Annotated in this window: 21 protein-coding genes and 1 riboswitch; of the genes, 3 read left to right on the top strand and 18 right to left on the bottom strand. The window is 38.0% G+C overall.

The window, feature by feature from the left end:
- Nucleotides 1–31: 31 nt before the first annotated feature.
- Entirely contained in the window at nucleotides 32–1,285 is a 1,254-nt protein-coding gene (locus FHR85_RS02490) for a hypothetical protein (RefSeq protein ID WP_167260737.1), read from the bottom strand.
- An 890-nt stretch (nucleotides 1,286–2,175) separates the two neighbouring features.
- Between FHR85_RS02490 and FHR85_RS02485 the strand changes: the two genes are divergently transcribed.
- The gene (locus tag FHR85_RS02485; RefSeq protein ID WP_167260735.1) at nucleotides 2,176–2,316 is read left to right on the top strand and encodes a hypothetical protein; all 141 of its coding nucleotides are present in this window, start codon (nucleotides 2,176–2,178) and stop codon (nucleotides 2,314–2,316) included.
- On the opposite strand, the gene FHR85_RS02480 is transcribed toward FHR85_RS02485, so the two are convergent.
- Nucleotides 2,290–2,880: a recombinase family protein gene (locus tag FHR85_RS02480; protein WP_167260733.1), complete on the bottom strand. Its 591-nt coding sequence runs from the start codon at nucleotides 2,878–2,880 to the stop codon at nucleotides 2,290–2,292. The genes FHR85_RS02485 and FHR85_RS02480 overlap by 27 nt on opposite strands.
- Nucleotides 2,881–3,790: 910 nt before the next feature.
- A riboswitch (cyclic di-GMP riboswitch) is annotated at nucleotides 3,791–3,873 on the top strand.
- Nucleotides 3,874–3,909: 36 nt separating this feature from the next.
- Between FHR85_RS02480 and FHR85_RS02475 the strand changes: the two genes are divergently transcribed.
- Nucleotides 3,910–4,272, top strand: a complete 363-nt coding sequence (locus FHR85_RS02475) for a response regulator (protein ID WP_167260731.1) — start codon at nucleotides 3,910–3,912, stop codon at nucleotides 4,270–4,272.
- Between the two features lie 295 nt (nucleotides 4,273–4,567).
- Nucleotides 4,568–5,785: a thermonuclease family protein gene (locus tag FHR85_RS14335; protein ID WP_243864131.1), complete on the top strand. Its 1,218-nt coding sequence runs from the start codon at nucleotides 4,568–4,570 to the stop codon at nucleotides 5,783–5,785.
- Between the two features lie 82 nt (nucleotides 5,786–5,867).
- Here the strand turns inward: FHR85_RS14335 and FHR85_RS02465 are convergent, their stop codons facing one another.
- The 16 genes from FHR85_RS02465 to FHR85_RS02390 all read right to left on the bottom strand — a co-directional run bounded on the left by FHR85_RS02465 (nucleotide 5,868) and on the right by FHR85_RS02390 (nucleotide 20,489).
- On the bottom strand, nucleotides 5,868–6,470 hold the full coding sequence (locus FHR85_RS02465) for an XTP/dITP diphosphatase (protein ID WP_167260729.1): 603 nt from the start codon (nucleotides 6,468–6,470) through the stop codon (nucleotides 5,868–5,870).
- Nucleotides 6,471–6,477: 7 nt separating this feature from the next.
- Nucleotides 6,478–7,218 carry a ribonuclease PH gene (gene rph, locus FHR85_RS02460; RefSeq protein WP_167260727.1) on the bottom strand — a complete coding sequence of 247 codons (741 nt, stop codon included), beginning with the start codon at nucleotides 7,216–7,218 and terminating at the stop codon, nucleotides 6,478–6,480.
- A gap of 168 nt (nucleotides 7,219–7,386) precedes the next feature.
- Complete coding sequence (gene racE, locus FHR85_RS02455) at nucleotides 7,387–8,190, bottom strand: glutamate racemase (protein WP_167260725.1); 804 nt, start codon at nucleotides 8,188–8,190, stop codon at nucleotides 7,387–7,389.
- A gap of 2 nt (nucleotides 8,191–8,192) precedes the next feature.
- Nucleotides 8,193–8,666: a MarR family winged helix-turn-helix transcriptional regulator gene (locus FHR85_RS02450; RefSeq protein ID WP_167260723.1), complete on the bottom strand. Its 474-nt coding sequence runs from the start codon at nucleotides 8,664–8,666 to the stop codon at nucleotides 8,193–8,195.
- A gap of 184 nt (nucleotides 8,667–8,850) precedes the next feature.
- Nucleotides 8,851–9,075, bottom strand: a complete 225-nt coding sequence (locus FHR85_RS02445) for a helix-turn-helix domain-containing protein (protein WP_167260721.1) — start codon at nucleotides 9,073–9,075, stop codon at nucleotides 8,851–8,853.
- A 114-nt stretch (nucleotides 9,076–9,189) separates the two neighbouring features.
- A complete protein-coding gene (locus FHR85_RS02440; RefSeq protein WP_208379582.1) occupies nucleotides 9,190–9,651 on the bottom strand; it encodes an acyl-CoA thioesterase in 462 nt (153 codons plus the stop codon).
- An 81-nt stretch (nucleotides 9,652–9,732) separates the two neighbouring features.
- The gene (gene sdhB, locus FHR85_RS02435) at nucleotides 9,733–10,497 is read right to left on the bottom strand and encodes a succinate dehydrogenase iron-sulfur subunit (protein ID WP_167260719.1); all 765 of its coding nucleotides are present in this window, start codon (nucleotides 10,495–10,497) and stop codon (nucleotides 9,733–9,735) included.
- 18 nt (nucleotides 10,498–10,515) lie between these two features.
- The gene (gene sdhA / locus FHR85_RS02430; RefSeq protein ID WP_167260717.1) at nucleotides 10,516–12,270 is read right to left on the bottom strand and encodes a succinate dehydrogenase flavoprotein subunit; all 1,755 of its coding nucleotides are present in this window, start codon (nucleotides 12,268–12,270) and stop codon (nucleotides 10,516–10,518) included.
- Nucleotides 12,271–12,324: 54 nt separating this feature from the next.
- Entirely contained in the window at nucleotides 12,325–12,939 is a 615-nt protein-coding gene (locus tag FHR85_RS02425) for a succinate dehydrogenase cytochrome b558 subunit (RefSeq protein WP_167260715.1), read from the bottom strand.
- Between the two features lie 167 nt (nucleotides 12,940–13,106).
- Nucleotides 13,107–14,903 (bottom strand): excinuclease ABC subunit UvrC, encoded by a 1,797-nt coding sequence (uvrC, locus tag FHR85_RS02420; protein ID WP_167260713.1) that lies wholly within the window; start codon nucleotides 14,901–14,903, stop codon nucleotides 13,107–13,109.
- 124 nt (nucleotides 14,904–15,027) lie between these two features.
- On the bottom strand, nucleotides 15,028–15,342 hold the full coding sequence (gene trxA / locus FHR85_RS02415) for a thioredoxin (RefSeq protein ID WP_167260711.1): 315 nt from the start codon (nucleotides 15,340–15,342) through the stop codon (nucleotides 15,028–15,030).
- 186 nt (nucleotides 15,343–15,528) lie between these two features.
- Nucleotides 15,529–16,482, bottom strand: a complete 954-nt coding sequence (locus tag FHR85_RS02410) for an electron transfer flavoprotein subunit alpha/FixB family protein (RefSeq protein ID WP_167260708.1) — start codon at nucleotides 16,480–16,482, stop codon at nucleotides 15,529–15,531.
- Between the two features lie 30 nt (nucleotides 16,483–16,512).
- A complete protein-coding gene (locus FHR85_RS02405) occupies nucleotides 16,513–17,286 on the bottom strand; it encodes an electron transfer flavoprotein subunit beta/FixA family protein (protein WP_167260706.1) in 774 nt (257 codons plus the stop codon).
- Nucleotides 17,287–17,304: 18 nt separating this feature from the next.
- Nucleotides 17,305–18,078 carry an enoyl-CoA hydratase gene (locus FHR85_RS02400; RefSeq protein WP_167260704.1) on the bottom strand — a complete coding sequence of 258 codons (774 nt, stop codon included), beginning with the start codon at nucleotides 18,076–18,078 and terminating at the stop codon, nucleotides 17,305–17,307.
- A gap of 14 nt (nucleotides 18,079–18,092) precedes the next feature.
- Nucleotides 18,093–18,683 (bottom strand): TetR/AcrR family transcriptional regulator, encoded by a 591-nt coding sequence (locus FHR85_RS02395; protein WP_167260702.1) that lies wholly within the window; start codon nucleotides 18,681–18,683, stop codon nucleotides 18,093–18,095.
- A 105-nt stretch (nucleotides 18,684–18,788) separates the two neighbouring features.
- Nucleotides 18,789–20,489 carry a long-chain-fatty-acid--CoA ligase gene (locus tag FHR85_RS02390; RefSeq protein ID WP_167260700.1) on the bottom strand — a complete coding sequence of 567 codons (1,701 nt, stop codon included), beginning with the start codon at nucleotides 20,487–20,489 and terminating at the stop codon, nucleotides 18,789–18,791.
- Nucleotides 20,490–20,563 lie beyond the last annotated feature (74 nt).

Below are 20,563 nucleotides of genomic sequence, written 5' to 3'. Positions count from 1 at the left end.
CCCCCCCTTTCTATTTGTACGTTTTTAAAATCTATATCTCGTAATTCGCCCACGCCTTTAAAAGCCCGCGCATACGGCTTGACGGTAGGTATAGTTCGATTGACTCGCCGTTGCGTATTCTTGATCGGTATATCCACTGCAATAAGTCACTGACCGCTAGTAAGTCTTCATTAACATCAACGCCGTTGTCTTGGAAAAACACTTTGATATCTTGCTGCATATAGCGATTAAAGATATACGCCAACGCCCATTTATGCGCGTAGTTATTGGTTGCGCGTGTGTTGTGCGGAATGACAACCTGCGGTGTTCTTTTCGGGTTTTCAGCCGTCTTGTTGGGCTCTTTGTAACCTTTAGGCTGTATGTCGGTTTCAATTTCTTTTAGCGTTGAGTAGTAGACTTCATCACGTTTTGCGCCAACGACATTTTGAAAGAAATTCAACAAGTTATTTTGTATCTGCTTTAAAAACTCAACATTACCTGCTTTATTGCAACGTTTTAAAAACGAAACACTCAAAGCATTTGTTCGCTCGCCTATGTGGTTCATCTTGCCTTCATAGATGTTTATAAGGTTGTACAAAGCTTGTCGATTTTCGTTGTTGCGATCATATTCGGTCAATTCGTAACGATCACCGACTTTTGCGACTGACTTATACGTGTAATTAAAACCATGCATTTCGAAATAATAGCGTTGTGTTTGACCGTCAAATAGGTATGTCATAACCTTCACCTCGTCCACAGCCTTAAACACGCTCGGTGGGAACGACCAAACTAAAAACTGGCCACGGTAGTAGAATAGATTGCCAGCCTGAGCGATAAGTCGTATATCTCTATATCGGCTATCATCAGTATGATCGCCTATCCAAATGACTTGACCGTCTTGTATTTCGATGTCGCCTGCTTTTTCTAACTTTGTAATATCTGCTTTCTTAACATCTAACGGCGATACACATTCCATAACCTCGTCTAAGATCAACGTGTAGCCACTATCCTTTAATAACTCGATTAGTTCATCATCTGCCGTTTTGAATAGCGAATGTGTCGAAACAATATCCTCGCCTTTGACGATCAAGTCTTTTAGGCTGCGTAACTTTCTGCCTTCACCATTCGCATTATTTGGCTCGACAAACTCACGACCTTTGACGTTGTCTTTTATCCGTTGAACCTCATTCAAGAACGGTGTAATGTAGATAAAACGTTGTAATTCTGTTGCCTCGCTCATCTGTTGTATCGCCCACTGCGTTTTGCCACTTCCCATAATGCTATCGATTACTGTAATTTCGCCCATTCCGAACACTCCTACTTTTCATTTATTTTTTGCTACTAGATAAGCCTTTTATGAAGTTATCGTCATAAAATTTATTCAAAATCCTGTCATGACGGGGTTTGTGATGGTTAACTCTTAAAAGGAAAACGTACACTTTTTTAATACGTTAGTTCGAGTTATCAAGGCCATTCCGTTTTTCGTTAGAAAAACATGTAACCTAATTAGTAGAGGATTAAAAACGGTATATGACGTTATATAATCGTGTTTACAAAACTTTTTAGATTTCATGTTAGCTAAAGCTAACGGAATGGTTATTAATACCGTCTTATATCGTTTTGTAAGGTACGCCAGGGTGATTGGTTACGTTTTAAACCGTCATACAACATCACCAACGTACTCAACCGATCATCATCGCTATTACACCGTCCTAATTCCTAATACCAAAAATAAAGGCGATTGTGTAACACGATAGCTAAAAAATTTATTAATTCCCCTAACGTTTAACGCCAAATTCTACGTTGTAAAATCAAAAAATTTAGCGATAAGGGCGATTGTAAGCGATTAATAGCGCTTATATACCGTTAAATCGCGTATATCAGATTTTCTGTCAAGCATTTTTACTTTACGTCATTTGACATATATGGCTGTATGCAGGGCGTTGAGTTGGAGCTACGAGGCTATATGTGGGCGGCGGTTGTGCGGTGTGCGTTGGCGATATGTAAGGCGCTGAATAGCGTTGTGTTGGCAGGCTGACCGTTCATAACAACTAAGAACCGCTATATCAAAGTGGAAACGTACAACAAAGCGACTGTGCGGCGGTGTGTGGCGATTTACAAGCGTTAAATATAAGAGACCAGAAAAACTTTTGAAGTGGTTGTGTGGCGGCTGTGGGCTTTGTGTAGGCGGTGTGTGTGGACGTTGTAAAGCGTGAGATTGCTTTGGCCTTGTACGCCTTTTATGGCGGTTATGTAGACTTACAGCAAGCCACAGTTGGCGATTGTGAGCGTAAAAAAGCGACAGTCTTATTAACTGTCGCCTTGTACCTGTTTTAATTTGGTGTAGAATGTCGCCTTTTTGACGCCTGTCATTCGGCATATATCGGCTACTGATAAGCCTTTTTCGTCTTTTTCGTAGTACAAGTCGATTGCCTTCTGCATATCCTTCTTGCTACTACTTGCAGGACGCCCCATGTGCTTGCCGTTTGCTTTCGCTTTTTCTCTTCCTTCTGTTGTGCGTTCAACAATCAAGTCACGTTCAAATTGTGCAAATGATGCGAGAATATTAAACATTAACGTATTCATACTGCTATTAGCGTTGCCAGCCTCAAACGTCATATTGTCCTTTATAAAAACGACTGATACGCCTTTTTCGATTAAGTCCGATACTAGATTATTTAAGTCAATGATTGATCGTGCTAAACGGTCTATTTTCGTTATATAAATCGTGTCACCTGTTCGGACGTTCTCGGTCATATCCGTCAACGCCTCGCGAGGTGCGGTTGACGTACCCGTCACTTTTTCAACGTAAACCTTTTCGCAGCCTTGTTCTACCAATAGTTGACGTTGACTATCGAGGTCTTGTCCTGCCGTTGATACTCGAGCATACCCTATTTTCATATGTAATACCTCCGTTTTATTTTTGTCTAAAAGTTTTATAACTTCTACACTTATCATTATAGACTAACTTATAAACGGTGTAAACCCTTAATATTAAACGATTATTATAACTCTAATAACGTTGTTTAAAAGTTAACACTTTTAGACGGTGGTTAAACGGATATGCAAGGAATGTATAGCTGATAAAACACGATCAAAGTAAGTAAGTCATTGTACGACCTTGCCGAATGCTTGCCTTTGGTTGTTCGGCTTGTCGTGTTTAGTTGACGTTGACAGCCCCGGGGGCGTTGCGATATTTCGCGCGCTGTCGGAAGTCCGAAAATTTCTTACAAAATTCTGTACATAAAAGGTTTGACGGCTGCCAAACGTTTTAAAATTGTAACATAATCGTAATATTTTTCGTTCAAAACCGTCACACAAGCGCTCACCGCCATTGACTTGTAAGAAGTGTCAGGCGTTTATATGATACGATGATAACCGTTGGCGAAGGGCTAGTCGGTTTTAGCAGACCGACAAAGCGACCAAAGAAAAAAGCTTATTTTACAAGAATGGTCTAAGGCGCACCGGGTTGTTGTCGCAACTCACGCCATGATACAGGCGTAGGGCAATCGTTGCCCTGCGTTTTTTTGTCCTTATTTCAACTTGACTGATCGCGTTATTTTAAGTAAAATATTTCTTAACTGGTCAAAACCGAAAATTGACCGTTTCATTGAACGATATCAAACACCGCTATAATAGTGCGTGATGCTAATAACGGAAGCTGTCGGTCGCAGGTTCAATTCCTGCTCGGGACACTTCAAACATAAAAGCTCAACTCTTTTACTTCAAAAGAGTTGAGCTTTTTTATTGTTCAACCTCTCTGGATAAACTTTTGTCGAAATGTGTAACATTTTGTTTAAGTGTGGTAGTATTCTAATTATGGCAAACTTTACGAAAGTAAAAGACGCAAAGCCACGGATCTAAGGCATAAGCTATGATGGCCGGGCTGCCTTTCCTAAATTGCCAATGATGCTAAAGGAGAGATTAAAAATGAATACCGTCTTAATAGCAGATGATTCAAAGTTTATGAGAAGATGGATTGCTTCAATTTTAAATCAATCAAACCAATATAAAGTCGTGGCAGAGGCTTCTTGTGGAGCCAGTGCTTTAAATCAATATCTACAATACCTACCTGATTTCGTTATATTAGATCTTGTTATAGATGACCTCAATGGCCTTGATGTACTTAAAGAAATATTACAAGAGGATCCGAAAGCAAATATTATTATTTGTAGTTCTATGGGACAAGAGGATGATATAAATCTTGCTTTAAATTGTGGTGCTAAGGATTATATTATAAAACCAAATTTTGATTCTTTGATTCCCACTCTTAACAGCTTGCCTGTTTACTAACACACATTCATATTTAATTCATTTTTCGTTTTCATTTTCAAATAATTATGCTATATTGAGGGCGTTAAACTCGTTTTCTAACTATATAGCATAATAAGTAAGACACACTAACGTTACATACAGTGTGTCTTTTATTTATGAGATTTAAGATCATTACATAGTCTTAACTAGAGGGCTTTATTAAAGACAGAAATTACTAGATTAATAAGGAGTATTAAGAATGGAATTTGTAGCATTTATTTTCTTCACTTTTTTTATAGGGTCTCTTGTCGCCCTTTTTAGGGGACATTTAAATTTGTTTAAAATCAGACCTATAGCTAATCGTAAATCTGCAACTATATTAACATTAACGTTCTTCATTTTATTTGTTGTAGCCGTACCAGATGTCGAGGATGATTCCAGTACTTTAGCAAATAATCAATCAAACGCTAATGAAGAAGAAAAAATACAAGATGAAGAAACTGATGATGAGGAAAATTCAGATACAGAAGAAGACAATGAAGACCAGAATAATGAAAATACTAATAAAGATACCGCAAACCAAACCGATGGTGACAATCCTGAAAAAGAAAGTGAACAATCTGATGAACAGAATAATAACAACGATCAACAAGCAGATCATGACGAGCAAGATCAGAGTGAAAACAAGCAAAATAATGATGAAGAAAGCCAAAACGACAAACCAACAAATGATTCCAGCAATAATGATAAAGAAGAAAATGATAGTAGCTCATCTGAGGAGTCATCAACATCAAACTCAGATCATGAGACAAATTCATCAAATGACGATGACCAATCAGATCAAAACAATAATCCAAACATGGAGACGGCAACTGTAACAAGAGTTGTTGATGGCGACACAATTGAAATAGAATTAAATGGCAAGACTGAAGATGTAAGACTATTACTAGTCGACACACCAGAAACTAAACATCCATCAAAACCTGTTCAACCCTATGGCCCTGAAGCATCTGAATTTGCGAAAAATCAACTTTCTGGTAAACAAGTTCAAGTAGAATTTGATGGTCCAAGACGTGATCATTACGATCGATTATTAGCTTATCTTTGGGTAGATGGTAAGAATTTTAATCAAATGTTATTACAAAGAGGGCTTGCTCGCTTGGCATATGTCTATAACCCTCCATATACACATATGAGTGCGTTTGAACAAGCCGAGGCTAATGCTAGAAATGCAGGTCGAGGTATTTGGAGTATAAGTGATTACGTACAGTCCGATGGTTTTAATCATGATGAGCAAACTATTGAGAATGAACAACAAGATGATGATAGTCAGCAAACTGAACAAAATGATAGCTCTGAAGGTGATACCTCAAATAATGATAGTTCTGGTTATACTGGTCCTTATGATCCGAATGGTGAAGACAAAAACTGTGGAGACTTTGATACGCATGATAATGCCCAGGCGTTTTTTGAAGCTGCAGGCGGACCTGAATCCGATCCACATGGGTTAGATCGCGACGGAAATGGTGCGGCTTGCGAAAGTTTACCTTAGGTTTTAAATCATGACCATATCCCTAAACAATAAATGACTTACAACTTAATCGTCATTCACATAAAAAACCGTTTTGGACAATTTAATCCAAAACGGTTTTTAATTGATCTAACATCTGATCAAGTGCATGATGTCGATGGCTTATTTGATTTTTTACCTCTGGTCCAAGCTCTGCTAGGGTTTGGTCGTACCCATTAGGTTTAAAAATCGGATCATAACCAAAACCATGCTGGCCACGTCGTTCATCTATGATGACTCCATGACATCGTCCTTCAGCTGTTAACGTGTCTTCACCAGGTTCTGCGTAAGCTATGACACATACGAATGATGCTTCACGTGTATCGTTTGTAGTCTCATTCAAGCGCGTTAGGACCTTATCAATATTAGCTTCATCATTCTTTGCTTCCCCAGCATAGCGAGCAGAATATACGCCCGGTTCCCCGTTTAATGCTTTCACTTCTAACCCTGAGTCATCAGCTAAAACAGGTACTTGATGGCGTTCAGCATAAGTCTTAGCTTTCAATACTGCATTTTCCTCAAATGTTGTACCTGTCTCTTCGACATCATCCATCTCAGGAACTTCATCTTTTAAGCTTTTAACTTTCAAATTTAATTCAGCAAACATCTCATTAAATTCATTAATTTTACCTTCGTTTGTTGTTGCAACATAAATAGTCCGAGTCATCTCAATCCTACCCTTTAATTAAATTAGCGTCATCACCTAAGGCATTTCGTTGTAATTCAAAGAGTGAAGTAATGCCGTCTGTTCCGAGTTTTAACATGTCATTTAACTGGTCGTGTGAAAATGTTGCTTCTTCCCCTGTTCCTTGGATTTCAACAAATTTTCCTTCGTCAGTCATGACCATATTTAGATCAACATCAGCTTGGGAATCTTCTTCGTAACATAAATCTAATAGAACTTGATCTTCATCATCAATACCAACTGATGTGGCTGCAAGCATGTTGGTAATAGGCATCTCATCAATTAAGTTCTCATCAATTAGACGAGCACAGGCCATTGTGGTTGCGACGAATGCTCCTGTGATAGCAGCTGTGCGTGTGCCACCATCTGCTTGAATGACATCACAATCGACCCAAATGGTACGCTCACCTAATTTTTCTAAGTCAATCACTGCTCTTAGGGCACGACCGATTAATCGTTGAATTTCCATTGTGCGACCTGCTACTTTTCCTTTTGAAGATTCACGAATGTTACGTTGAACTGTCGCACGTGGTAACATAGCATATTCAGCTGTGATCCACCCTTTTCCCTCACCTTTTAAAAATGGCGGGACTTTCTTCTCGACACTTGCATTACAAATCACTTTCGTATCGCCAACAGTAATTAATACTGAACCTTCTGGATGCTTCGTGAAATTGGTCTCGATCGTTGTCTCTCGTAGTTGATCTAATTGACGTCCGTCTTCTCGCATGATTGTCCTCCTTAATATTTATTACTGAATGGCAAAACAAGTAATACCATACTTTATGTTTAAATATATTCCTTATCCAAAATTATTTTACCGTTAATTGCATCATCTTACAACGAAAACTAGGTATTCATAAAAATAAGGCCATACAAATCATTCGTATGTGCCTCATCATAAACTCACTCGATACACTTGACTATTATTAAATTGGAATAATTCATCCTTAATGCGTTTCAACACTGACAAGTGACCAGTTGTTAAAATCATCGGAATTTGTTCTTCAACTTCCATATCAGTATTTAACAACTCATAGAATGCTAGACTCGCACTAACTTCAGCTCCTGTTTCTAAAGCGGATGATAGTACCGTTATGTGATTATTTAAGACTGTTTCGATCAACGGCTGAAGCATCGGATAATGGGTGCAGCCTAATATTAAGGTATCAATCGTTGGGTCATTTAAGATTGGGGATAAACTTTCTTCAACGACTGCATAGGCTTCATCACTTGTTAAATCACCTGATTCAATTAATGGAACAAAAAGTGGACACGCCACTCCTAATGTTTGAATAGAAGGATTAATAGTCATTAGTGCATGGTCATATGCCTGACTTGAAATGGTATTTTCCGTTCCAATAATAGCTACACGTTCAGTTTCTGTCGATTTAATCGCAGCACGCGAACCTGGTTCAATGACACCAATAACTGGAATGGGTAATTGTTCTTTCAGTTCATCAAGTACAATGGCAGTCGCGGTATTACAAGCAACGACTAACATTTTAATATCATATGTTAATAAATAATTGACCATCTCCCAAGTGAAATGGCGTACTTCTTCTTCTGATTTAGATCCATAGGGGCATCTCAATGTGTCACCTAGATAGATGAATCGTTCTTTAGGTAACTGTCTGTTCAGTTCATACAAAACAGTTAATCCCCCAATGCCCGAATCAATCACAGCGATTGGTCTATTCACTTTTACGACTCCTTGTCTTCTTTCTGATTTTCTTCTTGTTGTTTCATTTCCTCAAACAATTGAGTCATCGAGCGGCGTAACGTTTCCACTTCTTCGACTGAGTAACTGCTTAAGACATCTTTTAAATACTCTTGTCGCTTATCAATAACTTCATCAATGATGTCTTTTCCTTTACTTAATAAATGAATTCGCACAACACGTCGATCTTTGGGATCACGAATTCTTTCGATAAGTTCGTTTTTCTCCATTCGGTCGACCAAGTCCGTTGTTGTACTAAAGGCTAAATACATTTTTTTCGATAGTTCACCTATTGTCAGGTCACCAGAATCTAAAAGCCACTGTAAGGCAATAAATTGAGGAGGTGTGATTGGATAATGATTTAAAATTTCACGTCCTCGTTGTTTAACCATATTAGATATGTAACGAACGTCTTTTTCGAGTTCTGCAATCACTTTCGAATCATTCGTTGAATGCAATGGATTTCCTCCTTAAAAATTTAAATATAAGCTTCATCAATCATTTCTATTAATAAACTATTTAATCTTCTCATCATAGTATAACAAAAAATCTGCTTTCAATGGTGCTAAAAGTCTAGAAGTGTTTTTTTACCAACACAAATCAACTTATAAATAAAAAACCGGCTAATAAATAGCCGGCCAATTACAACTGTATTTCACCAAGCCGAATTAACTCAACAACAGCTTGGGAACGCCCCTTCACTTGTAATTTTTGAATGGTATTGGAAATATGATTTCTGACTGTTTTTTCAGAAATAAACAATTCATTTGCAATGTCCCTTGTCGTTTTGTCTTCTACAAGTAATTCGAACACTTCTCTTTCTCGTTTTGTTAATAAATTACTAGGTTGATATGGTCTAGTGTCCAAGTGGTAACCCCTCCTCCATACAGAAGTGAGCTACTTCTAGCATGAGGAAATGTTTAGTCACCATAGTTTATGACAGATTAAAGCGACGCGTTCGCAACATTTGTCTTGGTTTTATTAATTTGTTACTTGATCGGCATTTTGTAAGCGATCCAACTGATCCTCTGAAAAAGGTTCTGGCTTTTGTTTCTCCGCATGAATTTGCACAACACGACCTCGACCTGCTAAACAGATGTCTCCTTTTTCATTGATCCCCATATAATGAATATCAATTGACGTATTACCAATATGTGCTGTTTTAACAAAAACTTTAATCTGTTCTCCGAAGTAAATTTGGCTAAGATAGTCGCATTGCAGATCACTTACGACAGGTATTTTTGTTGTATTTTCGTCTAAATTGCCAAACAGTCCGATTTTATTCATATACTCAATACGGGCTTGTTCAAAATATATAAACGGAGACACATTATTGACATGCCCAAACATATCAGTTTCTGAAAAACGAATATCAATTGGTATGTAAAATGAGAAGTTTTCTTTCCATTGCTTAAAATCCTCAATATAATTAGGTGTTTTCATAATATCCTCCATATTTACTTTAAAATTCTGACAATATTGGTTTTAAAAAAGGGCTGACTTGTGTCAGCCCTTTATGAAGTCTTAGACGTGATGGTCACTACCAAAGAAGCTCTTGAATGAGTGTAAAGTAGCTTCGCGATTTAATGCAGCAATTGAAGTTGTCAAAGGAATACCTTTTGGACAAGCTTCCACACAGTTTTGTGCATTACCACAAGCTTGTAAGCCACCTTCATCTAAAACTGCTTCCATCCGTTCAGCTTTATGATACTCACCTGTTGGATGTGTATTAAACAAACGAACCTGTGAGAGTGCTGCAGGTCCAATGAAGTCTGAGTTATCATTCACATTTGGACAAGCCTCTAAACAAACACCACATGTCATGCATTTTGATAATTCATAAGCCCATTGACGTTTACTTTCAGGCATACGTTGACCTTCGCCTAAATCATAAGTACCGTCAATTGGAACCCATGCTTTCACTTGCTTAAGTGAATCAAACATTTGAGTACGGTCTACTGCTAAGTCACGCATAACCGGGAATGTTCTCATTGGTTCTAAACGTACAGGTTGCTCTAATTGATCAATTAAAGCTGTACAAGACTGCATTGCCTTTCCATTAATCACCATGGAACAAGCACCACACACTTCTTCTAAACAACCCATATCCCAATAAACTGGAGTTGTTTCTTCTCCTTTAGCATTTACTGGGTTACGGCGGATTTCCATTAGTGCGGAAATAACGTTCATATTATCACGATAAGGAATATCAAATTCCTCTTCATACGGTTGTGCTTCAGGTTCATCCTGACGCTGAATGATCATCTTAATCATTGTTTCTTCCGCCATACATTTTACCCCCTAAGCTTATTTTGATTTTGAATAGTCACGTTTACGCGGTGGGATTAAAGATGTATCCACATCTACATAATCAAAATTCGGTCCATTTTTATCTGGATTAAATGTTGCTTTCGTTGTTACTAACCAATCTTCATCATTACGATCCGGATATTCTGGTTTGTAATGAGCTCCACGACTTTCATTTCGGTTATAAGCACCTTGTGTAATCACACGTGCTAAGTTCAGCATACCTTCTAATTGGCGAACGAACATAGCCGTTTGGTTAGCCCATCTTGATGTATCATGAATGTTAATATCTTTCGCGCGTTCCATTAGCTCGCCAATTTTCTCATCTGTCTTGAGTAAACTTTCATTCTCACGAACAACGGTTACGTTATCCGTCATCCACTCACCTAGCTCACGATGAATTTGGTAAGCATTTTCAGAACCAGATGTCATACCTAAAATACGCTCAAAGTTTTCTTCTTCAGCTTTTACTTTCTCATCGAACAATTCTTGTGATTGATCTTCAGCTAATTCATCTAAACCATCAATATACTTCACAGCGTTAGGGCCTGCGACCATTCCACCATGAATACAAGATAATAATGAGTTAGCACCCAGACGGTTACCACCGTGAATCGTATAGTCACATTCACCAGCTGCGAATAGACCTGGGATATTAGTCATTTGGTCATAATCGACCCATAATCCACCCATTGAATAGTGAACAGCCGGGAATATTTTCATTGGTACTTTACGTGGATCATCACCTACGAATTTCTCGTAAATTTCCATAATACCGCCTAGCTTAACATCTAATTCTTCTGGATCTTTATGTGATAAATCTAAATAGACCATGTTTTCGCCGTTAATACCAAGTTTTTGGTTTACACAAACGTCGAAAATTTCACGCGTTGCGATGTCACGTGGGACAAGGTTACCATAAGCAGGATATTTCTCTTCTAAGAAATACCATGGTTTACCGTCTTTATAAGTCCAAACACGTCCACCTTCACCACGTGCTGATTCTGACATCAGACGTAATTTATCATCACCCGGAATTGCTGTCGGATGGATTTGAATAAATTCACCATTTGCATAAACAGCACCTTGGCGATATAAGTTAGCCGCTGCAGAACCCGTGTTAATAACTGAGTTCGTTGATTTACCAAAGATGATACCAGGACCACCAGTCGCCATAATGGTAGCATCTGCTTTAAATGCACGAATTTCATGTGATTGGATGTTTTGTGAAATGACACCACGAGCCACACCATCTTCATCAATAATGGCTTCTAAAAAGTCCCAACCTTCATATTTCGTCACAAGTCCATTTGTTTCATGACGACGAACTTGTTCATCAAGTGCGTATAATAATTGTTGTCCTGTTGTTGCTCCAGCGAAAGCCGTACGGTGATGTTGCGTACCGCCGAAACGACGGAAATCCAATAGACCTTCAGCTGTACGGTTAAACATAACACCCATACGGTCTAACATATGAATTATACTTGGAGCTGCCTCACACATATCTCGAACAGGTGGTTGATTAGCTAAGAAGTCACCACCATAAACTGTGTCATCAAAGTGTTCCCAAGGTGAGTCACCCTCACCTTTCGTATTAACAGCACCGTTAATACCACCTTGCGCACAAACTGAGTGGGAGCGTTTAACAGGAACAAGTGAAATCAAGTCGACGTGAACGCCTGCTTCAGCTGCTTTAATGGTAGCCATTAGACCAGCTAAACCGCCGCCAACTACTACGATATTTTTATTACTCATATTGAAGTTTCACTCCCTTTTCTACCGTTAACTAAATTAAACTAGATCTGTTACTTAAAAAGCGAAAGAAATAAGTGATGCGATTCCCATGTAAGTGAAAATAACGAACACGCCTAATGTGACGTATGTGACAAACTTCTGTGATTTCGGTGTTACCGTTAGACCCCAAGTAACACAGAATGACCATAAACCGTTTGCAAAGTGGAAAACGGCTGAAATAACACCAATAATATAGAACCAGAACATAAATGGTGAACTTAGAATATCGGCCATTAAATCAAAGTTGATCTCAGTTCCATAAATCGCATAAGCTAATCGTGTTTCCCATACGTGCCATACCACGAAGATTAACGTGAGTACACCTGTTACACGTTGCAACATGAACATCCAGTTACGGAAATAACCATAACGCTTCAAATTGCTTTTAGCAGTAAAGGCAATATATATACCATAGACAGCGTGGAATAATAGTGGTATATAGATCAAAGCAAACTCAAGTAGTATTCTCAGTGGCAAGTTTTCCATAAAATGAGCAGCATTGTTAAACGCTTCTGGACTATATGTAGCAAAGTGGTTAACAACTAAGTGCTGCATCAAGAATAGACCAATTGGAAATACACCTAAAAAAGAATGAAGCCTGCGATTAAAGAACTCCTTGTTATCCGCCATGTGTGACCCCCCTCATTTGTTGTAAAATGTGACTGTAAATGCATTCAAATACTTTATGCAAAATTTAGTATACATGACATGTTCATTGTACTTCTATCGCGCAAAAGCGTCAAGAAAGTTATGGCTGATTTTGCCACGTTTTGCGAATAGAACTAATACTCATATTCCTAATGTGTACTAGGTTCGTCAGAATTATGATAAAAGTATTGTTGAATACTTTCTCTTACAGTTTGGGGTATTCCTAGTTTGCGAAAGTCTTCTTCACTCGCTTCTTTTATGGCTTCAATAGACCTAAAATGCTCCATTAACAATTGCTTACGTTTTGGTCCAATTCCTTCAATCTCATCCAAAGTTGATTGAATGGCCCCTTTGCCTCGTATTTGTCTATGGAATGTAATTGCAAATCGATGAACTTCTTCTTGAATGCGTTGAATTAGGTAAAATGGCTGACTTTGACGATCAAGTAAAACTGGTTCAGGTGGTTCGCCATATAATAATTCACTTGTTTTGTGTTTGTCATTTTTAGCAAGGCCACACAGCGGAATATCTAGACCCAATTCATTTTCCAAGACATCTTTGGCTGCTGACATTTGTCCTTTTGCTCCATCAACTAATAATAAATCAGGTAAAGGTAAATTTTCTTTTAATACTCGCTTATAACGACGTCGAATCACTTCACGCATCATTTCATAGTCATCTGGTTGATCAACTGTTTTGATTTTGAATTTCCGATAATCGTTCTTTTTCGGTTTGCCATCTTCAAAAACAACTAAAGCTGAAACTGGATAAGCTCCTTGAATATTAGAGTTATCAATGGCTTCAATACGATGAGGTGTTTCAATATCTAATATTTCACCCAAATACTCAATCGCTTGAATGGTTCGTTCTTCATTTTTTTCGATTAAAGAAAACTTCTCATTAAGCGCAATCTGAGCATTTTCTTGGGCTAAGTCAATTAATTTTTTCTTTTGACCGCGATACGGTGTCTTGACTTTAATATCTAAGTACTCTTGAATCAGCTCATAATCAGTACCGACTGGCACATTAACTTCCTTCGGTTTAATATGATTAGAATGCGTATAGAAACTCGCCATAAAGCTAATAAAAGCTTCTGAAGGTTCGTTATAAAAAGGAAAAATCGATACATCGCGTTCAATTAGTTTCCCTTGTCTTACAAAGAAAACCTGGACACACATAAAGCCTTTGTCATACGTATAACCGAATATATCGCGATCGGTTAAATCAGTTAGGTCCATCGTTTGCTTTTCCATAACGGCTTCAATATGCTCGATTAAATCACGATATTCTTTGGCCTTCTCAAAGTCTAATTGTTCTGAGGCTGTTTCCATTTTCTGCTTAATATCATTTTTAATTTCTTTATGTCCGCCATTAAGAAAACTCGCGATTTCCTGGACTAATTCTTGATTCGTTTCCTTACTAACAGGATGTTCACAAGGGCCTAAACACTGACCAATATGATAATATAGGCAGACACGTTTTGGCATCACGTTACATTTTCTGAGTGGATACAGGCGATCTAATAACTTCTTCGTTTCACGCGCCGCCGAAACATTCGTATACGGACCGAAATATCGACCTTGGTCCTTCTTAACATTTCTTGTAACGATCAGGCGTGGATGACGTTCGTTAGTGATTTTTAGAAATGGATAACTCTTGTCATCTTTTAGCATAATGTTGTATTTAGGGTCATGCTTCTTCACTAAATTCATTTCAAGAATTAAGGCTTCCATTTCTGAACCCGTTACAATATACTCAAAATCATCAATCTCATTGACTAAACGTTGCGTTTTAAGATCATTTGCGCTCGTAAAATAAGACCTAACTCGGTTTTTTAAAATTTTGGATTTGCCTACATAAATAACTTCATCCTTATGGTTCTTCATTAGATAACAACCTGGTTTGTCAGGCAAGATTTTTAATTTTTCTTTAATTTGTTCATTCATCGTTACACCTCAAGGTTGATTCTCAAAGGTTCGTTTTAATTTGAAATAATGAGCGCTTTAGTGATCGTTATGGTGAAAATAAAGAGCTAACTCACACGGAGTCAGCCCTTTCTTTATTTAATAGTTATGCGTTTTTCTCTACTAGCTCTTCAAGTGCTTCTTTTGGTTGGAAGCCGTGAGCTTGGTCGACTTGTTCGCCATCTTTAAACATAATTAGTGTTGGAATACTCATAACACCATATTTTTGAGCTGTTTCTTGGTTTTCATCAACATCTAATTTAACGATTTTCACTTCATCATTTTTCTCTGAATCAAGTTCTTCTAGTACTGGTGCGATCATCTTACAAGGGCCACACCAAGCTGCCCAAAAGTCAACCAATACTAAGCCTTCTGAAGTTTCTTCTGAAAACGTTTGATCCGTAGCGTTTACAATTGCCATATATAATTCCTCCTATAAACTATCAATTTCAAACACAGTATAGCATGTTCTGATTGACTGTTGCCAATACTTTGTTTGTTCAAAGATCATGGATCTTTAATTACTATTACAACATAAAAACCCCCCATGCAAAAAATATTCTGCTTCAAGCAATAAGGGGGGGCATTTATCTTAATCAATCTGTATTTATAGCGCTTTAATTTCTTCAGTTAATTTAGGGACGACATCAAATAAGTCACCCACAATACCATAGTCAGCTACGTTAAAAATGTTAGCTTCAGCATCTTTGTTAATGGCTACAATAACTTTAGAGTTGGACATACCTGCTAAGTGCTGGATAGCACCTGAAATACCTACAGCAATATAAAGATCAGGTGTTACAACTTTACCAGTTTGTCCAATTTGTAGTGAATAGTCACAGTAACCAGCATCACAAGCACCACGTGATGCACCAACTGCTGCACCAAGCTCATCAGCTAGTTCATAAAGTGGTTCGAAACCTTCTTCACTCTTCACACCACGTCCACCTGCAACAATGATATTCGCTTCTGATAAGTCGACACCTTCAGATGCTTTACGTACCACATCTTTAATGATCGTACGTATATCTTTGATATCAACTTCTAGCGTATTAACGTCACCAGAGCGATTTTCATCTTTTTCAAATGGCGGAATATTGTTTGGACGAATCGTAACAAATGTTAAGCCGTCTTTTACTGTTTTCTTCTCAAATGCCTTACCTGAATAAATTGGTCGAACAAACTCTCCACCATCAACATTTGTGATATCTGAGACAAGTCCAGAGTCTAATTTATTCGCTAAACGAGGAGATAGGTCTTTCCCTGCTGAGGTATGACCCATAACAATGCCATCTGGATCTTCCTCTTCAATTACAGCCATTGCTGCTTGTGTATAGGCATCAGATGTGTATTCTTTTAAATCGTCGTGTTCAACGACAACTGCTCGATCTGCCCCATATTGAATCATGTCATTCGCTAAATTCTCTGTATTTTGATCGGCTAATACAACACCGACGACTTCTGCATTCTCATCAATTTGTTTTGCTGCTGCAATCGTTTCAAATGAAAGATTACGTAGTTCTCCATCTCTTGCTTCACCAAACGCTAAAAATGTAGTCATAATTATAGTCTCCTTTCAACACCTGTTTGATTAAAGTACTTTTGCTTCTGAACGTAATAACGACACGAGTTCTTTTACTTGTTCGTCTGTTTCACCTTCTAACACTTTGCCTGCTTCTTTTTCAGGTGGAAGGAAAACGTCCGTTGTTTCAGTTTTCGCTTCAACGTCATCTTCATCAAGATCTAAATCGTCTAACTCTAACTCTTCAAGAGGTTTTTTCTTGGCTTTCATGATCCCTGGTAGTGATGGGTAACGCGGTTCATTTAAACCTTGTTGACATGTAACAAGTAATGGAAGTGAAGTTTGTACTTTCTCCTCATCACCTTCAACATCACGTACAATATTGACCTCTTCACCATCAACGGAGATCTCCGTAATAGTTGTTACATAAGGCATATCTAGTTGATCAGCCACACGCGGACCTACTTGGCCACTTGCTTGGTCAATCGCAACATTACCAGCTAGAATTAAGTCGACCTCTTTATCTTTCAAATATGTTGAGATAACTGTTGACGTTGTATATTGATCACCGTCTTCTACGTCATCTTCAGTATTAATTAATACAGCTTGGTCTGCACCCATAGCAAGAGCAGTACGTAATTGTTGCTCTGAATCTTCATCACCGACAGTTACGACTGTTACTTCACCGCCGTGTTCGTCTCGTAGATTAATAGCTTCTTCAATCGCATATTCATCATAAGGGTTAATAATAAATTCCGCACCCTCTTCTTCAATAGCACCGCCACTAATTTGAATTTTTTCCTCTGTATCAAATGTTTTTTTCATCAGAACATAAATGTTCATACAATGACCTCCCTTAATCTATTGATCTTTAAAGTTTGGTTGACGCTTGTTAATAAAGGCTTCTACGCCCTCTTGAGCATCTTCATTACCAAACACATTACCAAATTCTTTTGCTTCTTGATCAACACCTCTATTAAATTGAGATGTATGAGTATAAGGTAATAGTTTCATAACCGCATGAATCGAAGGGCCACTCTTAGCTACAATTTTGTCTGCAAGTTTTGTAGTCGCTTCTTCTAACTCCGAGTCTTCAACAACACGATTAACTAGGCCATAATGAGCTGCTTCGTCTGCGGATATCGGTTCACCTGTTAAGATCATTTCATATGCTTTAGGTGTCCCAACATATCTTGGTAAGCGTTGTGAACCTGCGAAACCTGGGATAATCCCTAAATTCAATTCAGGTAGCCCTAGTTTCGTTTCTTTAGTAGCAATGCGCATGTGACACGCCATCGCTAACTCTAAACCACCACCTAAAGCAGCGCCATGGATTGAGGCTAAGACAGGAATATGAAATTGTTCAATACGATTAAAGAGTGCTTGGCCTTTCTCAGCTAAGCTTTGGTAATCATCTTGTTTTTGAAAAGAAGTGAACTCTTTAATATCGGCTCCTGCTGAGAAGAATTTCCCTTCACCTTGTAAAACAATTAGTTTGATTGATGAATCCGCTTCCACATCATTTAAGACTTGTTCTAAGTCTTTTAAAATACCTGATGATAAAGCGTTAGCAGGAGGACTTTGAATCGTAACATAAGCTTTTTGTCCTCGTTGTTCCCACGATAAATGCTCCATCCTATCAGCTCCCTTTAACAATGATCTCTTAGTCCATTATAAATTAAATAATGCACTTCTTCAGCTTGATCTACTAACGAATAGCGTTGCTCCTTCATCACCCAATTGGTGACAACCTCATCTAGAGTTCCAAACAACACTTGTCGTACTAATTTCACATTCAATTGACTTTGAAAAGTGCCATCTTCCATTCCTTCTTGTAAAATCGTATCCATTAGTGCTAGATAACCTTTAAGGACATCGTTAATTTTTAACCGTAAGTCTTTGTTAGATTGCCTTAATTCTAACTGCGTGACAATTGCTAAACTCGGATCTTCGGACAGTTGAGAAAAATGCATTTCGATTAATTTATATAATTTTTGATCAGCTTGCTCGGTTTGGTCGATTTCGTGTTTGATTTTTGATACAAACTGACCCATTTTCTCTTCAAACAAAGAAACTAAAATATCTTCTTTGTTTTTAAAATAAAGATAAATGGTTCCGTCTGCGACACCTGCTTTTTTCGCAATTTTGGATACTTGTGAATGATGATAACCGTTTTCCGCTATCACTTCAACAGCAGCATCAAGAATCAGCTTGTATTTTGGTTTTGATTTACTTTCCATAGTCAACTGCTCCTATCACGCATAAAAATAAAACAAAAAATAGGTGAATGAATGGTCATTCACCTATTATAATATAGTCAATTTTTAATTGTGTCAACTACTGATTCATTCTGCATGTTCAGCCTGCATTTTTTCTTTTTCTTCATCAACTAACTTACGGCGTAGTATTTTACCGACAGCTGTCTTAGGTAATTCATCTCTGAATTCATAAAGCTTAGGCACTTTAAAAGCCGCTAAATTTTTGCGACAGAACTGATCCAGATCATCTTCTGTTAGTTCAGCGCCATCTTTTAAGACAATGTAAGCTTTCACTGTCTCACCACGATAAGGATCTGGAATACCAGCCACAACGGCCTCTTGAATACTTTCATGTTCATATAGAATTTCTTCTACTTCACGTGGGTAAATGTTAAAACCACCGGCAATAATCATATCTTTCTTGCGATCTACGATATAGAAAAAGCCTTCTTCATCCATATAACCCATATCACCTGTGAAAAACCATCCGTCCTGTAATACTTGCTCTGTTTCTTCCGGTCGGTTCCAGTAACCTTTCATAACTTGTGGGCCTTTTACACCAATCTCACCAACTTCACGCATTTCCAATTCTTCATGAGTATTGGGATCAAAAACGGCTGCGTCTGTATCAGGCCACGGGACACCAATTGTTCCACTGCGACGGTTTTGCCAAATAAAATTAGAATGCGTGACAGGAGATGTTTCCGTCAAGCCATAACCTTCGACAAGTCGACCACCCGTTACTGCTTCAAATTGCTGCTGAACTTCAACAGGTAATGGAGCAGAGCCACTCAGACAGGCTTCAATCGAGGATAAATCATATTTTTTTAATTTCGGATGATTCAATAGACCAATATAAATCGTAGGTGCACCGGGAAATAACGTTGGTTTTTGTGAATCGATCAGCTTTAACACACTATCCACATCAAATTTAGGTACTAAAATCATTTTATGAGCCAACATAATCGACATATTCATCACTGTTGTCATGCCATAAACATGGAAAAATGGCAGAATACCTAATACGGTTTCTTGACCAAACTCTGTTTTATACATCCACTTCTCACTCATTTGTGTATTAGAAACAAGATTAAAATGCGTTAGCATAACCCCTTTAGGGTAACCAGTTGTACCTCCAGTATATTGTAACAACGCTAAATCCTCTTCAGGATCAAACTCGTGTTCAACATACTCATCAGAAGCCTCTTCTAACATAGTGGTCCAAACATGAGTATCACCGCCATGTTCTGGCTTAACTACCATTCCATATTCCCGTTTTTGAAGCATTGGTTGAATCATGTTTTTCGGAAATGGCAAGTAATCTTTAATACGTGTTGTAACAACATGATTGAGGTCAGTTTCTTCTTTGATAGCGTTTACACGCGGAAGCAAAATATCTAAACAAACAAGTACTTTAGCTCCTGAATCCTTCATCTGATAAGACAATTCGCGTTCTGTATACAAAGGATTCGTTTGAACAACAACACCTCCAGCTAATAACGTTCCGTAATACGCTATAACTGACTGCGGGGTGTTTGGCAACATAATGCCAACACGATCACCCTTTTGAATACCTAAGCTTTGCAAATAACTTGCAAATCGTTTCGCTGAATCAGCCACTTCTGAAAAAGTTACGTCTTTCCCCATAAAATGAATCGCTACTTTATCAGGAAAGTTTTCTGCATTCTCAACTAAAAAGCTTTGTAATGTCCGTTTGTCATAATCAATGGTTGTCGGTACTTCTTCAGGATAATGTTTCAGCCAAGGCTTTTTCAATTCAACCCCCATAATTAACATCCTCCTTTAAACATCTATTTATAACTATTATAAACACAAGTTGACATAAAATTAAAACATTATTT

This window comes from Alkalibacillus almallahensis (assembly GCF_011761495.1).
Classification (GTDB): domain Bacteria; phylum Bacillota; class Bacilli; order Bacillales; family Alkalibacillaceae; genus Alkalibacillus; species Alkalibacillus almallahensis.
The sequence above is the reverse complement of the archived record's forward strand: the minus strand, read 5'-3'. Positions and strand labels throughout refer to the sequence as shown.

What these genes read in the sequence shown, in the direction of transcription:
- FHR85_RS02490 (WP_167260737.1), bottom strand. Translation starts at nt 1,285, where the DNA reads ATGGGCGAAATTACAGTAATCGATAGCATTATGGGAAGTGGCAAAACG.
- FHR85_RS02425 (WP_167260715.1), bottom strand. Translation starts at nt 12,939, where the DNA reads ATGGCGGATAACAAGGAGTTCTTTAATCGCAGGCTTCATTCTTTTTTA.
- uvrC (WP_167260713.1), bottom strand. Translation starts at nt 14,903, where the DNA reads ATGAATGAACAAATTAAAGAAAAATTAAAAATCTTGCCTGACAAACCA.
- FHR85_RS02390 (WP_167260700.1), bottom strand. Translation starts at nt 20,489, where the DNA reads ATGGGGGTTGAATTGAAAAAGCCTTGGCTGAAACATTATCCTGAAGAA.
- sdhB (WP_167260719.1), bottom strand. Translation starts at nt 10,497, where the DNA reads ATGGCGGAAGAAACAATGATTAAGATGATCATTCAGCGTCAGGATGAA.
- FHR85_RS02475 (WP_167260731.1), top strand. Translation starts at nt 3,910, where the DNA reads ATGAATACCGTCTTAATAGCAGATGATTCAAAGTTTATGAGAAGATGG.
- FHR85_RS02440 (WP_208379582.1), bottom strand. Translation starts at nt 9,651, where the DNA reads ATGAAAACACCTAATTATATTGAGGATTTTAAGCAATGGAAAGAAAAC.
- FHR85_RS02395 (WP_167260702.1), bottom strand. Translation starts at nt 18,683, where the DNA reads ATGGAAAGTAAATCAAAACCAAAATACAAGCTGATTCTTGATGCTGCT.
- FHR85_RS02465 (WP_167260729.1), bottom strand. Translation starts at nt 6,470, where the DNA reads ATGACTCGGACTATTTATGTTGCAACAACAAACGAAGGTAAAATTAAT.
- FHR85_RS02400 (WP_167260704.1), bottom strand. Translation starts at nt 18,078, where the DNA reads ATGGAGCATTTATCGTGGGAACAACGAGGACAAAAAGCTTATGTTACG.
- rph (WP_167260727.1), bottom strand. Translation starts at nt 7,218, where the DNA reads ATGCGAGAAGACGGACGTCAATTAGATCAACTACGAGAGACAACGATC.
- FHR85_RS02405 (WP_167260706.1), bottom strand. Translation starts at nt 17,286, where the DNA reads ATGAACATTTATGTTCTGATGAAAAAAACATTTGATACAGAGGAAAAA.
- FHR85_RS02480 (WP_167260733.1), bottom strand. Translation starts at nt 2,880, where the DNA reads ATGAAAATAGGGTATGCTCGAGTATCAACGGCAGGACAAGACCTCGAT.
- sdhA (WP_167260717.1), bottom strand. Translation starts at nt 12,270, where the DNA reads ATGAGTAATAAAAATATCGTAGTAGTTGGCGGCGGTTTAGCTGGTCTA.
- FHR85_RS02410 (WP_167260708.1), bottom strand. Translation starts at nt 16,482, where the DNA reads ATGACTACATTTTTAGCGTTTGGTGAAGCAAGAGATGGAGAACTACGT.
- trxA (WP_167260711.1), bottom strand. Translation starts at nt 15,342, where the DNA reads ATGGCAATTGTAAACGCTACGGATCAAACGTTTTCAGAAGAAACTTCA.